Below are 12,963 nucleotides of genomic sequence, written 5' to 3' on the forward strand. Positions count from 1 at the left end.
TGCACCCATGGACGGACCCGCGCAGATGCTCGCCAACGACCCCGCGTCGACCGCGCTCGGCATCAGACCGCTGGCGCTCGCGGACGGTTCCGCCACGCTGGCGATGACGGTAACCGAGCGGATGATCAACGGGCACGGGATCGCGCACGGCGGGTACGTGTTCCTGCTCGCCGACACGGCTTTCGCCTGCGCCTGCAACCGCCCCGGGTCGGTGACGGTCGCGGCGCAGGCGGAGATCGACTTCCTGGTGCCGTGCGGGGTGGGCGACGAGCTGGTGGCCACCGCCGTGGAGCGGGTCCGGTTCGGGCGCAGCGGGATCTACGACATCACCGTGCGCCGGGGTGACGAGGTGGTGGCGGAGTTCCGGGGCCGGAGCCGGACCCTGCGCTCCTAGGCCGCGCGGCGCAGGCCGACCACCTGGAGGACCAGGAACCCGAGCACGGCGACCGCCTGGGCGACGATCACCACCGCGCCGAGGGTGGTGACCGGGAACCAGCCCGCGAAAGCGGTCAGGAAGCTGTCCACCGCCCACACGAAATTGGCCACCACGACCACGCCGACCAACGGCCGGACCGGCTTCACGCCGAGCAGGAAGACGCCCACGCCGTAAAACACCAGGAATACGCCGAGACCGAGCACCAGCGCCCTCGGCAGGCCGAGTGGCGCGTCCACCAGGAGGGCCAGCACGCCCACCGAGCCCGAGGCGACGCCGTCGAGCTTGAGCACGAAGCGGAGGAAACCGTCGTTGCGGACCTGAGTTGTCGTCATGGCCCCGAAGTTAGGGTCGCGGGCACTGCCGGCACGACGCCGAACACTGCCATCGGCTGCCAGTTCGGGCAGGTCGACCTGGGGTCCGCTCAATCCGGAACGCGGGCGGACAGGTCGGCGGCCACCAGCTTGGCCCCGGCGTTCTGCCAGTTGTGCAGGGTCCGCTCGGGCACCTGGCCGACGAACCAGGCGAGCGCTTTGCGCGCGTCCGGGTCGAGGTCTTCGCGTTTCGTCCGGCGTGAATACGGTCGAATGCCGACGACGTAATAGAAGTACAGCGCGTTGTAGTGCCGCCACTCGTCGCTCGTGCCGAACGCGCCCTCGCGCGGTTTCAACCGGAGAATGCTCTCCAACAACAGCGACTTCAATTCCGCGGCGCGTTCCAGCGGCTGGTCCGGCGCGCCGCGCGCGGCCAGCCGGGCGTCGATCAGCGGCAGCCGGGTGAGCGGGTTGGCGACCAGCTTGCCCAGGTCGCCGTAGCCGCTGAGCGCCCGCCGGGTGGACTTCACCAGGTCGACCTCGTCCAGCGACGTGCGCTGGTCGAGCTTCGGCAGCGCGTCCACGGCGTCGCGCAGCTCGGCCCGCTCCGCCGCGACGGCCGGCACGGCCACCCGGTCCACGATCGCCGCGAGCGGGTTGGCCAGCACGTGCAGCGCGATCGCGGCGGCCACCGTGCCGTACAGCAGGGGCGTGAGCCGGTCGTCCAGGAACAGCGCGACCTGCCCGCCGAACACGACCGCCAAGCCCGCCGAGCCGAGCAGGGAGCGCGACATGTCGGCCCGGATCGCCTCGCCCTCGTCGAACGCGTCGCGCAGCGCCACCAGGACGCCGAACACCAGCAGGTCTACTCCGATCGAGGCAATCAGCCACACCGAAGGGGTGAATCCGGTGAGGACCAGGGCCGAGCCGAGCAGGAACATCACCGTCGCCGCGCCGAGCAGCGTCCGCGTCCGCCGCACGTGGAGGACCAGCGCGAAAGCCAACGGGGCCAACACGACCACGGGCGCGAACCACGCCGCCACCAGCAGCGGGACCGCGCTCCACCGCCACCACCGGTCGTGGCTGCCGGGCAGCAGGCAGACGATCGCGCCGGTCCACGCCACGGCCGGAAGCGCGAGCACGACGGGCGGGACGGGCAGCGCCAGCGCCGCCGCGTAGGCCACCAGACCAGCGGCGGCGCGGTGCAGCACGGGCTTGCGCGGATTCCTCGCCACCAGGTACAGCCCCAGCCACCAGGCCAGGCCGAACGCCACCAACGACACCCCGATCACCCGAGGATCCTACGGTTGCACCGGCTGGGACGATGTGGCTCATGCCTGTCGAGCTGACGCTTCGCAAGGCCGCAGAAGAGGTCGAGCGTGGCGATCTGGCCAGCGTCCTGCGTGCCCGGCAACGGCTGGTCGGGCTGGTCACCAGCTACCCGGACCGGCTCGACCTGCGCGACCGGCTCGCCGAGGTCTACCGGGTGCTCGGCGACACCGCCCAGGCCGGCCGCTGGAGCTACCTCGCCGACCGCCGCGACGAGACCGAGCTGGCCGCGTTCGAACGGGCCTACCGCACCCCCGAATCCCGCCTGGCGTCGCTGAACTGGGCGACCGGCGAAGCCACCACGGAAACCGCGCGGATCCGGCTCACCGCCCTCCAGGGCGCGGTCTCCGAGCAGCTGCGGGCCGAACTCGCGGCGGCCGACGACCGGGACTCCTCGTGGACCACGAACATCCTGGTGCTGCTCGGCCTGATCGTGGCGCTGCTGTGCTTCGTGGTCGGCGCGGTGACCCTCGTCATGTGGGTGTACAGGGGGATCGCCGGGTAGGCGCATCCTTGACCGCATGACCACCCCCGACGTCGTCGCCGCCGCCGACCGCATCCGCCCGCACGTCCGCCGCACGCCCCTGTGGCGGGTCGAGGTGGACGGCCGGCCGCTCGTGCTCAAGCTCGAACACCTCCAGCTCTCCGGCTCGTTCAAGCTGCGCGGCGCGGTGAACACGCTGCTCGCCGCCGGCGTGCCGGACCGGGTGGTCACCGCGTCGGGCGGCAACCACGGCCTGGGCGTGGCCACCGCCGCCCGGCTGCTGGGCACCCAGGCCACGGTGTACGTGCCGGTCGGCGCGCCGGAGGGCAAGGTGCGGCGGATCGAGGCGGCGGGCGCGAAGCTCATCCGGGCCGGGGCGACCTACGCGCAGGCCGCGGAGGCGGCGCGCGAGGCGTCCGGGTTCTACGTGGAGGCCTATGACGACCTGGCGGTCATCGCCGGGCAGGGCACGGTCGCCGCCGAGGTGGTCGAGGACGCGCCGGACGTGGACGTCGTCGCGGTGGCCGTGGGCGGCGGCGGGCTGGCCGCCGGGGCGGCCCTGTCGGGCCTGCACGTGGCCGCCGTGGAGCCGGAGGGGTGCCGCGCGATGCACGACGCCTTCGCCGCCGGCGGGCCGGTCGACTCGGCGGTGGACTCGGTCGCCTCCTCGGCGCTGGGCGCGAGCCGGGCGGGCGGGGTGCCGTTCGGCATCCTGCGCGCCGCCGGGGCGTCCTCGGTGCTGGTCACCGACGACGAACTGCTGTCGGCGCGGGACCGGCTGTGGGAGGAGTTCCGGCTGGCCGTGGAACCGGCGGCGGCGGTGCCGTTCGCGGCGTGGCTGCACGGGCGGGTGCCCGGCACGGTGTGCGTGGTGCTGTGCGGCGCGAACACCGACTGGACGCCCTGAGTACGCGCCTGGACGTACGCCGCGGTGCCGCCTCCCACGGGACGTCGCGCGGCGCGCGGGTGGGCACCATTCGGTGTCATGACTTCGCGTGTCGCGTACCGGGTCGCCGCCCTGCTGTTCCTGGCCGGGCTGTTCCACCTGGTGGTGTTCTTCGTCGCCGGCGGGCCCTGGGAGGGGCCGGTGTCGTGGCGCAAGCCGGTGACGTTCGGGCTCTCCTTCGGGCTCACCCTGGCCACCTACGCGTGGGTGGGCGGCTTCCTGCGGATGGGCGCGTCCCGCCGGGGCGCGTTCTGGGTGGGGCTGTTCACCTTCGCCTCGGTGCTGGAGGTGACGTTGATCAGCCTCCAGGCGTGGCGCGGGGTGCCGTCGCACTTCAACGAGGCCACCACGTTCGACAGCCTGGTCAGCCGCGGCCTCACCGCCGGCGGGGTGATGATCATCGCGTCGGTGGTGGCGCTCGTGGTCGCCGCGTTCCGGGCGTCGCACCTCGCGCCGAGCATGAAGGTGGCGGTGCGGGTGGGGGCGGCGAGCCTGGCCGTGGCGCTGGCGTTCGGCGGGCTGATGATCGCCGCGCGCGGCGGGCCGTGGAAGCTGTCGCACGGCGTGGCCATGCACGGCGTGCTGCTGCTCCCGCTGCTGGCGTGGCTGCTCGCCTTCACCACGTGGGACGAGACCCGCCGCACCCGGGTGGTCGTGCTGGCGTCGGTGGGCTACGGCGTGCTGGTCGGCGCCGCGGCGGTGGTCAACGCGGTCAACCTGTGAGCCCGGCGGTCAGGCCGTGCTGCCGATGGTCGCGCTGGCCAGCACCAGGTCGCCCGCGGCGTCGGGCCGGTACACCGCGACCGCCTGGCCCGGCGCGACGCCGCTGAGCGGTTCGCGCAGGTGCACGCGGAGTTCGCCGTCGACCAGCTCGGCCACCGCGGGCGCGAGACCGCCGTGCGCCCGCACCTGCGCGACGCACTCCACCGGCCCGTCGAACTCGATCCGGGTCACCGGGTCGCTCGCCACGATCTCGGTCACCGCGAGCTTCTCCGCCGCGCCGACCCGGACCGTGCCGGACACCGGCTCCAGCGACAGCACGTACCTCGGCCGGCCGTCGGACGCGGGCGCGTCGATGCCCAGGCCCTTGCGCTGGCCCACGGTGAACTCGTGCACGCCGACGTGGCGGCCGAGCACCGCGCCGGTCTCGTCGTCCACCAGCAGGCCGGGCTGCTCGCCCAGCCGCCGGGTCAGGAAGCCCCGGGTGTCGCCGTCCGGGATGAAGCAGATGTCGTGGCTGTCGGGTTTCTCGGCCACCTGGAGACCGCGTTCGGCCGCTTCCGCGCGGACCTCGGTCTTGGTCGAGCCGCCCAGCGGGAACAGCGCGTGCGCCAGCTGCTCGGCGGTCAGCGAGGCCAGCACGTAGGACTGGTCCTTGCCGTCGTCGGCGCTGCGCCGCAGCTCCACCCGCCCGTCCGAGGTGGACAGCCGGGCGTAGTGGCCGGTGCACACCGCGTCGAAGCCCAGGCCGATCGCCTTGTCCAGCAGGGCCTCGAACTTGATCCGCTCGTTGCAGCGCAGGCACGGGTTGGGCGTGCGGCCCGCCGCGTACTCCGCGACGAAGTCCTCCACCACGTCCTCGGTGAACCGCTCGGCGAAGTCCCACACGTAGAACGGGATGCCCAGCACGTCGGCGGCGCGGCGGGCGTCCCGCGCGTCCTCGACCGTGCAGCAGCCGCGCGCGCCGGTGCGCAACGTGCCCGGCTTGGCCGACAGCGCGAGGTGCACCCCGGTCACGTCGTGCCCGGCCGCCACCGCCCGCGCCGCGGCCACGGCGGAGTCCACACCGCCGCTCATCGCCGCCAGCACCCGCATCCCGCTCACACCTCCGCCTTGAGTCGCTTCATCCCCGCGATGCCCGCGGTGCGGGCCCGTTCCACCACCGGCCCGATCGCCCCGGCCAGCTCCCGCACCTCGTCGCGGGTCGACGTGTGCCCCAGCGAGAACCGCAGCGAGCCGCGCGCGAGCACCGGGTCGACGCCCATCGCCAGCAGCACGTGGCTGGGCTGCGCGACGCCGGCCGTGCAGGCGGACCCCGTCGAGCACTCGATGCCCTTGGCGTCCAACAACATCAGCAGGCTGTCGCCCTCGCAGCCGGGGAAGGTCAGGTGGGCGTTGCCGGGCAGCCGGTGCACCGGGTCGCCGTTGAGCACCACGTCCGGCACCGCGCGGCGCACCTCGGCCACCAGGTCGTCGCGCAGCGCGGCCAGTTCGCCGGCGCGCGCGAGCTGCTCGGTCACCGCGTGCCGCACGGCCACCGCCAGCGCGACGATCGCGGGCACGTCGAGGGTCCCGGAGCGCACGTCCCGCTCCTGCCCGCCGCCGTGCAGCAGCGGCGTCGTCGGCACGTCCCGGCCCAGCAGCAGCACGCCCACGCCGTACGGGCCGCCGACCTTGTGCCCGGACAGGGTCAGCGCGCTCGCGCCCGAGGCGGTGAAGTCGACCGGCACCGCGCCGACGGCCTGCACCGCGTCGGTGTGCAGCGGGATGCCGCGCGCGGCGGCCAGGGCCGCCAGTTCGGGCACCGGGTTGACCGTGCCGACCTCGTTGTTCGCCCACATCGCGGTCACCAGGGCGACGTCGTCGGCGAGCACCTCGGCCAGCGCCTCGGGCCCGACCCGGCCTTGCCCGTCGGGCTCCAGCCAGGTCACCTCGGCGCCCTCGTGCTCGGCCAGCCACTGCACGGTGTCCAGCACGGCGTGGTGCTCGACGCTGGAGGCGACGACCCGGCGGCGGCGGTCCGTGCGGCGGGCCCAGTAGACGCCCTTCACCGCGAGGTTGTCGCTCTCCGTGCCGCCGCTGGTGAAGATGACTTCGGAGGGCCGCGTGCCCAGGGCGTCCGCGATGTCCTCGCGGGACTCCTCGACCGCGCGCCGCGCCCGCCGCCCGGAGGTGTGCAGCGACGAGGCGTTGCCCGTGCTGGACAACGCCCTGGTCATCGCCTCGATCGCCTCGGGGAGCATGGGGGTCGTGGCGGCGTGGTCGAAGTAGGCCATCAGTCCACCAGGGTAGCCCGGCCCAGCCGCCCCGCGAGCACGGCACCAAGGACCGAGACGCCGGCCATCAGCAGGTCGAACGGCACGATGGCGGCCGTGGGCATCTCGGCCGACGCGAGCGTGGCGACCAGCACCCCGCCCAGCCCGACCATCAGCGCCGAGCCGAGCATGTCGCTGATCTGCAACGCCGCCGAGTTGAAGCCCCGGTCCACGTCGCTGGACGCGGCCAGGGTGAGCACGCTCAGGCTCGACATGGCCATGCCCATGCCCAGGCCGGCCACCGTCCACAGCACCGGGGTGAGGAACGCGGGCCCCCACGGAGGTGCGATGAGCGTCACGCCCGCGACGCCCGCCGCGTTGAGCGCGAAACCCCACCGGACCAGGGTCGCGCGCGGGACGTCCGGCTTGCGCGACTGCAACCACGCGCCGGAGGTCCAGCCCAGCGCGCTGAACGTCAGCGGGAGGCCGGCGGCGATGGCCGAGTAGCCGTGCACCGAGGTGAGCGTCAGCGGGATGAACGCCTCGGCGGCGAAGAACGAGCCGGCCAGCAGGCCCCGGGACAGGATCGTCGTGGGCAGGCCGCGCCGGGCCCGCAGCGTGCCCTTGGGCAGCAGCACCCGCAGCGCCGGGACCAGCACGGCCAGCCCCACCAGCCCGATCGCCAGGTCGAGCCCCGTCGGGTGCTGGGCGGCCCAGCTCAGGCTCGCCACGCCCACCCCGACGCCCAGCGCGGCCAGGGGCAGCCCGCGCCGCTGGTCGGGGCTCGGCCGGTGCTCGGGCACCTTGCCCAGCACCGGGGCCAGCAGCAGCACGGCGACCAGCACGAACGGGGCGAGCCCCAGGAACACCCACCGCCAGGACAGCGTCTCGGTGAGCCAGCCGGACACGGCGGGCCCCACCAGCGACGGCACCACCCAGGCGCTGGAGAGCAGGCCGAACACCGCGGGCCGGTCGCCCTCCGGGTAGACCAGCGCGATCAGCACGTACACGGCCACCACCTGCGCGCCGCCGCCCAGCCCCTGGAGCACCCGGCCGAGCAGCAGTTGCGGCATGTCCTGGGCGAGCCCGGCCACGACCAGGCCGATCAGGAACAGGGCGGGCCCGATCAGCAGGCTGGGGCGCGGGCCGCGCAGGTCGCTGAGCCGTCCGGACAGGACGGTGGCGATGACGCTCGCGGCCAGGAAGGCCAGGAACGGCCACGCGTACAGGTCGTTGCCGTCCAGTTCGGCGACCATCCTCGGCATGGCCGTGCTGACGCCCATGTTCTCGAACGCGAGCAGGGTGACGAGCAGCACGATGCCCACCGTCGGCCCCCGCCGTTCCGGGGCCCAGAGCCTGGACTTCTTCGCCGTGCCGGACTCGTGTTCCGCGTCGGTGGTGGTCACCCGCCCATCGTTCAACCTCGACCTGGGTCGAGGTCAAGGTGATATGACGCGGAACGGGCCCGCCGCGCCCAGGCCCCGGGCTCGCGCGGGCAAGGCACGGCGGGGGCGCGTAGGCGACCGCACCCCCGCCGAAGCTCGACCGGCTCAGCGGCGCACGACGGACCGCCGCGCGCCCACCTTCCGGCTCCCGTGCACGCGCTGGATCGGGACCAGCACCTCCCCGTACAGCGCGCGCTCCGACTCCCACTGGACCAGGCCGGCCAGCTCACGGCGGTCGGCGGCGCGGCCGGGCGCGATCTCGTCGAGGACGTGCACCTCGACCACCAGCCCGCGCAGCCGCAGCACCCGCAGCATCGAGCCGACGAGGGTGTCCGAGCCGACGAACGCCGCCCGGCTGGTCGGCTCGCCGTCGACCAGGTAGCGCAGGACCACCGGCCGGACCGGCACGCCGGCGTCCAGCGCGGCCTGGAACAGGGCCGGGCGGTAGCGGCCGGAGGCCAGCCCGCACCACGTGGTGCCCTCGGCGTGGATGCCCACCGCCGCGCCGTCGCGCAGCGCGGCGGCCAGCTCCGCGACCGTGCCGGGCAGCAGGGACAGCCGCTCCCGGTCCAGGTAGACCGTCCGGGCGGCGGTGATCAGCCGGCCCAGCACCGGCCAGTCCCGGATCTCCCGCTTGGCGACCAGCCGGATCGGCTGCACCGAGTCGATCGCCAGCTCGTCGAGCCACGACACGTGGTTGGACACCACCAGCACGCCACGGCCGGGCGTGGCCTGGAAGACCGGCCCGCCGACGACCTCCAGCCGCGCGCCGAACGCCCGCACGAGGGCCCGGAACCAGCGGCGCAGCACGGCTTCCCGGGCCTGCCCCCGGCACGCCAGCGCGGCGAGCGCCACGAACACCCCGCACCACAGCACGGTCAGCGCGGCGACCACCCGCCACGCCAGGCGCAGCGCGCCCACCGACGGGGTCGCGTGGTCCACGCAGCCGTCACCGCACGGCGAGAACGGCATCCACGGGTGGGCCGCGCTCATGATGTCTCGCCCAGGAAGAACTTCAGATAGCGCTGGTCGACGTGCTCCATCCCGAGCAGAACGAACAGGTCCGCCACGCCGAAGTCCTCGTCCAGCGCGGGCCGGCCGCACACCCACGCGCCCAGCCGCAGGTAGCCCTTGAGCAGCGGCGGCAGGACCGTCTTCGCGGGGCGCGGCACCGCGTCGACGTCCCACGGGTTGAGCGGGGCGACCCGGTACTCCTCGGGCGCGTAGTGCTTGGCGCGCACCTGGTCCCACACGCCCGCCGCGTACGAGCCGCCGTCGTTGAGGGGCACGGAGGCGCAGCCGACCAGCCACGAGTGGCCGGACAGCAGCATGTAGCGGGCGATACCGGCCCACACGAGGGAGACGACAGCCCCGTTGCGGTGGTCGGGGTGCACGCACGAGCGGCCGGTCTCCACGACGCCCGGCCGCAGCGCCGCCAGCCGCGACAGGTCGAACTCGGTGTCCGAGTAGAGCCGGCCGGCCTCGACGGCCCGCTCCGGCGGCAGCATCCGGTAGGTGCCGACGATCTCGCCGGTCCGGTCGTCGCGGACCACCAGGTGGTCGCAGTACTCGTCGAACGGGTCGACGTCGTGGTCGGCGACGGGCGAGTGCAGGGTCGCGCCCATCTCCCCGGCGAAGACCTGGTGGCGCAGTCTCTGCGCGGCCACCACCTCGGCGCTGTCGCGGGCGACGAGCAGGGAGTACCGCGGCGCGTCGGCGGCGGCGTCGTTCCCGGTGCTGACAAGCAGTTGAGGCTGCGTCATGGCACTGGTGTACCGACCGGATGGCGACCGACAGCAGGTCGTTCCGATGACGCATTAGTGGCAGAACGGTTAAACCCTGGTGTGTTGGCATAGCAAGAGGGCCGTACCTGCGAAAACGCGGTACGGCCCTCGGCTGCGGGGGTGCTCAGCCCTTGCGCTTGGCGACCTCGTCGGTGAGCTGCGGGGCGACGTTGAACAGGTCGCCCACCACGCCGAAGTCCGCGATCTCGAAGATCGGGGCCTCGGCGTCCTTGTTCACCGCGATGATCGTCTTGGACGTCTGCATCCCGGCCCGGTGCTGGATCGCGCCGGAGATGCCCAGCGCGATGTAGAGCTGCGGCGAGACCGTCTTGCCGGTCTGGCCGACCTGGAACTGGTGCGGGTAGTAGCCGGAGTCCACGGCCGCGCGGGACGCGCCCACCGCCGCGCCCAGGCTGTCCGCCAGCTTCTCGACCACGGCGAAGCTCTCCGCCGAGCCGACGCCCCGGCCACCGGAGACCACGACCGACGCCTCGGTCAGCTCCGGGCGGTCGCCGCCCACGATCGGCTCGCGGCCGGTCACCCGGGTCACCTTGGCCGGGTCGGCGGCGGGCAGCTCGACCGACTCCTCCACGGCCTCGCCGGGCGCCTCCTCGGCCTCCACGCCGCCGGGCCGCACGGTGATCACCGGCACGCCGGTGCCCACCTTGGACTTGACCACGAACGCACCGCCGAAGATGGACTGGGTGCCGACGCCGTCGCCGTCCACGTCCACCACGTCCACCAGCAGGCCGGAGCCCAGCCGGGCGGCGAGCCGGCCGGCGACCTCCTTGCCCTCGATGGTCGCCGAGACCAGCACGGCGGCCGGGGAGGCGGTGCCCGCGATGGTCGCCAGCGCGTCGACCTTGGGCGTGACGAGGTGGTTCACCGCGTCGTCGGACTCCACCGCGTACACCTTGGCCGCGCCGTAGCGGGCCAGCGACTCCTTCACCTTGCCCGCGGTGCCGGGCGATCCGACCACCACCGCGGCCGGGTCGCCGAGACGGCGCGCGGCGGATAGAAGCTCATGGGTGACCTTCTTGACCTCGCCGTCGACGTGGTCGACGAGGACCAGGACCTCAGACATGCGTTCCCTCGCCTTCAGATGAGCTTCTGGCCGACCAGGTACTCGGCGATCTTCGAACCGCCGTCACCCGAGTCCTCGACGCGCTGACCGGCGCTGCGCGGCGGCTTGGGGGCCGCCTCCAGCACCCGCGACCACGCGGCGCCGAGACCGACCTCGCCCGCGTCGAGCCCGAGGTCCGCCACGGTGAGCGTGGACACGGGCTTCTTCTTCGCCGCCATGATGCCCTTGAAGGACGGGTAGCGCGGCTCGTTGATCTTCTCGGTGACGCTGACCACGGCGGGCAGGTCCGCCTCGATGAAGGCCAGGCCCTCGTCGGTCTCCCGCTCGGCCTTGATCACGCCGCCCTCGACCGAGAGCTTGCGCACCTGGGTGACCTGCGGCAGGCCCAGCAGCTCGGCCAGGATGGCCGGGATGGCGCCCGCGCGGCCGTCGGTGGCCTCGTTGCCGGCGATGACCAGGTCGAAGCCCTCGACCGTGCCGATCGCCTTGGCCAGGACCTTCGCGGTGGTCAGCACGTCGGAGCCGTGCAGCGACTCGTCGGAGACGTGCACCGCCTTGTCCGCGCCCATGGACAGCGCTTTGCGGATCGCGTCGGTGGCGCGGTCGGGACCCATGGCGACCACCGTCACCTCGCCGCCGTGCGCTTCCTGGAGCAGCAGCGCTTCTTCCACCGCGCGTTCGTTGATCTCGTCGAGCACGGCGTCCGCGGATTCGCGGTCCAGGGTGTGGTCGGCGTCGGTGAGCTTGCGCTCGGACCAGGTGTCGGGCACCTGCTTGACCAGGACGACAATGTTCATGGGTCCTCTTCGACCTCCTGCGGACGGGCGGCGGTGTCTCGGACGAGCCGGTGCGCTGCGACCGGATCGCCGGGTGTTCGTAGTGTGTTTCGTGACCCTGCCATGTCATCGCCGCATTGGCATGGTGGTGTCTGCCACCCCGATGTTACCCACCAGTAGCAGGGGGACAAACCCGGGCCGGCGCCCATACCGCGTGACGATCCCCACAAGCGTTATGAGGCCAATCGAACGATATCGTGCGTGCCCGCGGCGGCGTTACAGACCGGACCCCTACTCGGCTAGGGTCCGAAGACATGCACCGTCGAGTAGCGATCGTCACCGACTCCACCGCGTGCCTGCCGCCCCAGTTGGCCGAGAAGCTCGGGATCACCGTGGCGCAGATCCAGGTTCGCATCGGGGACTGGGTGGACGACGAGGCGCGAGTGCCCCTGCCGAGGCTCGTGGACGCCATGCGCGACCAGGAGGACATCACCACCTCACCGCCCGACCCGGGCGCTTTCTTCTGGACCTACGCCGACGCGGCGGCGGCCGGCGCCGAGGCGGTCGTGTCGCTGCACGTGTCCACCGACCTGTCGCGGACCGCCGAGGCCGCCCGGCAGGCGGCCGACCAGGCCCGGATCCCGGTGCACGTGGTCGACACCCGCACGTGCGGGATGAGCCTCGGGTACGCGGCGGTGGCCGCGGCGACCGTGTCGGCGGCGGGCGGCGACGTGCGCCGGGTGGTCACCGCCGCGCAGCAGAGCTTCCGGCGCAGCACCGAGCTGTTCTACGTGGACACCCTGGAGTACCTGCGCCGCGGCGGGCGGATCGGCGCCGCGGCGGCCCTGCTCGGCTCGGCGCTGTCGGTCAAGCCGCTGCTCACCATGACCGACGGCCGGATCACGCCGCTGGACAAGGTGCTCGGCGCGGAACGCGCGCTGCGCCGGCTGATCGAGATCGCGGCCGGCCGGGCCGGCGGCGGCGAGGTGGACATCGCCGTCGAGCACTTCTCCGCGCCGGAACGCGCGCAGTCGGTGCTGGACCAGTTGCGCGCCAGGCTGCCCAACGTGCGGCGGTTCCTGGTCACCACGGTCAGCTCGGCGATCGGCGCGCACGTCGGCCCGGGCGCGGTCGGCGTGACCGTTTCGCCGGTTTAGGAACTCCTGGCGGGGTTTGCCCGTTGACCGGTCGGGGAACCTCGACGGGGAGAGGAGACGACATGCCTTCGCTGTTCAGCAAGCTTTCCGCGCTGGCCCGCAGTCCGCAGGGGCGGCGGGTCACCGAGCAGCTCAAGCACGCCGCCCGGGACCCGCGCAACAGGACCAGGCTCCAGCAGGCCCTGCGCAGGCTGCGCAAGCGCTAGTCCACCCGACCGCACCGGCCGACCGACAGC

Annotated in this window: 15 protein-coding genes; 6 read left to right on the forward strand and 9 right to left on the reverse strand. The window is 73.4% G+C overall.

What is annotated here, in order from left to right:
• The first annotated feature begins 7 nt into the window (after positions 1 to 7).
• Positions 8 to 394, forward strand: coding sequence for a hydroxyphenylacetyl-CoA thioesterase PaaI (paaI, locus tag AC0HI0_RS27805; RefSeq protein ID WP_480926447.1), 387 nt, complete (start codon positions 8 to 10; stop codon positions 392 to 394).
• Here paaI and AC0HI0_RS27810 read toward each other — a convergent pair.
• The gene (locus AC0HI0_RS27810) at positions 391 to 768 is read right to left on the reverse strand and encodes a hypothetical protein (protein ID WP_480926448.1); all 378 of its coding nucleotides are present in this window, start codon (positions 766 to 768) and stop codon (positions 391 to 393) included. The two genes, paaI and AC0HI0_RS27810, sit on opposite strands and share 4 nt — an antisense overlap.
• An 89-nt stretch (positions 769 to 857) precedes the next feature.
• Positions 858 to 2,039, reverse strand: coding sequence for a hypothetical protein (locus AC0HI0_RS27815; RefSeq protein ID WP_480926449.1), 1,182 nt, complete (start codon positions 2,037 to 2,039; stop codon positions 858 to 860).
• Positions 2,040 to 2,080: 41 nt separating this feature from the next.
• Here AC0HI0_RS27815 and AC0HI0_RS27820 point away from each other — a divergent pair, with 41 nt between their 5' ends.
• The 3 genes from AC0HI0_RS27820 (at position 2,081) to AC0HI0_RS27830 (ending at position 4,229) form a co-directional block, all read left to right on the forward strand.
• Positions 2,081 to 2,581, forward strand: coding sequence for a DUF6584 family protein (locus AC0HI0_RS27820; RefSeq protein WP_480926450.1), 501 nt, complete (start codon positions 2,081 to 2,083; stop codon positions 2,579 to 2,581).
• A 16-nt stretch (positions 2,582 to 2,597) separates the two neighbouring features.
• The gene (locus AC0HI0_RS27825; RefSeq protein ID WP_480926451.1) at positions 2,598 to 3,467 is read left to right on the forward strand and encodes a serine/threonine dehydratase; all 870 of its coding nucleotides are present in this window, start codon (positions 2,598 to 2,600) and stop codon (positions 3,465 to 3,467) included.
• Positions 3,468 to 3,545: 78 nt separating this feature from the next.
• Positions 3,546 to 4,229, forward strand: a complete 684-nt coding sequence (locus AC0HI0_RS27830; protein ID WP_480926452.1) for a hypothetical protein — start codon at positions 3,546 to 3,548, stop codon at positions 4,227 to 4,229.
• 9 nt (positions 4,230 to 4,238) lie between these two features.
• Here AC0HI0_RS27830 and mnmA read toward each other — a convergent pair whose 3' ends face one another.
• The 7 genes from mnmA to AC0HI0_RS27865 all read right to left on the reverse strand — a co-directional run bounded on the left by mnmA (position 4,239) and on the right by AC0HI0_RS27865 (position 11,591).
• On the reverse strand, positions 4,239 to 5,321 hold the full coding sequence (mnmA, locus tag AC0HI0_RS27835) for a tRNA 2-thiouridine(34) synthase MnmA (protein WP_480934407.1): 1,083 nt from the start codon (positions 5,319 to 5,321) through the stop codon (positions 4,239 to 4,241).
• Positions 5,322 to 5,326: 5 nt separating this feature from the next.
• Positions 5,327 to 6,502, reverse strand: a complete 1,176-nt coding sequence (locus AC0HI0_RS27840; RefSeq protein WP_480926453.1) for a cysteine desulfurase family protein — start codon at positions 6,500 to 6,502, stop codon at positions 5,327 to 5,329.
• Positions 6,502 to 7,887, reverse strand: a complete 1,386-nt coding sequence (locus AC0HI0_RS27845) for an MFS transporter (protein WP_480926454.1) — start codon at positions 7,885 to 7,887, stop codon at positions 6,502 to 6,504. The genes AC0HI0_RS27840 and AC0HI0_RS27845 overlap by 1 nt, the downstream gene beginning before the upstream one ends.
• Before the next feature lie 144 nt (positions 7,888 to 8,031).
• Positions 8,032 to 8,919: a lysophospholipid acyltransferase family protein gene (locus AC0HI0_RS27850; protein ID WP_480926455.1), complete on the reverse strand. Its 888-nt coding sequence runs from the start codon at positions 8,917 to 8,919 to the stop codon at positions 8,032 to 8,034.
• The gene (locus AC0HI0_RS27855) at positions 8,916 to 9,689 is read right to left on the reverse strand and encodes a GNAT family N-acetyltransferase (protein ID WP_480926456.1); all 774 of its coding nucleotides are present in this window, start codon (positions 9,687 to 9,689) and stop codon (positions 8,916 to 8,918) included. Before AC0HI0_RS27855 ends, AC0HI0_RS27850 begins: the two co-directional genes overlap by 4 nt.
• A 145-nt stretch (positions 9,690 to 9,834) precedes the next feature.
• The gene (locus AC0HI0_RS27860) at positions 9,835 to 10,794 is read right to left on the reverse strand and encodes an electron transfer flavoprotein subunit alpha/FixB family protein (RefSeq protein ID WP_480926457.1); all 960 of its coding nucleotides are present in this window, start codon (positions 10,792 to 10,794) and stop codon (positions 9,835 to 9,837) included.
• A 14-nt stretch (positions 10,795 to 10,808) separates the two neighbouring features.
• Entirely contained in the window at positions 10,809 to 11,591 is a 783-nt protein-coding gene (locus tag AC0HI0_RS27865) for an electron transfer flavoprotein subunit beta/FixA family protein (RefSeq protein WP_480926458.1), read from the reverse strand.
• Between the two features lie 293 nt (positions 11,592 to 11,884).
• On the opposite strand from AC0HI0_RS27865, the gene AC0HI0_RS27870 reads away from it, so the two are divergent.
• Both AC0HI0_RS27870 and AC0HI0_RS27875 read left to right on the forward strand, forming a co-directional pair.
• Complete coding sequence (locus AC0HI0_RS27870; protein ID WP_480926459.1) at positions 11,885 to 12,727, forward strand: DegV family protein; 843 nt, start codon at positions 11,885 to 11,887, stop codon at positions 12,725 to 12,727.
• A 62-nt stretch (positions 12,728 to 12,789) separates the two neighbouring features.
• Positions 12,790 to 12,933, forward strand: a complete 144-nt coding sequence (locus tag AC0HI0_RS27875) for a hypothetical protein (RefSeq protein ID WP_480926460.1) — start codon at positions 12,790 to 12,792, stop codon at positions 12,931 to 12,933.
• Positions 12,934 to 12,963 lie beyond the last annotated feature (30 nt).

The organism is Saccharothrix sp. NBAS 001, from assembly GCF_056640475.1.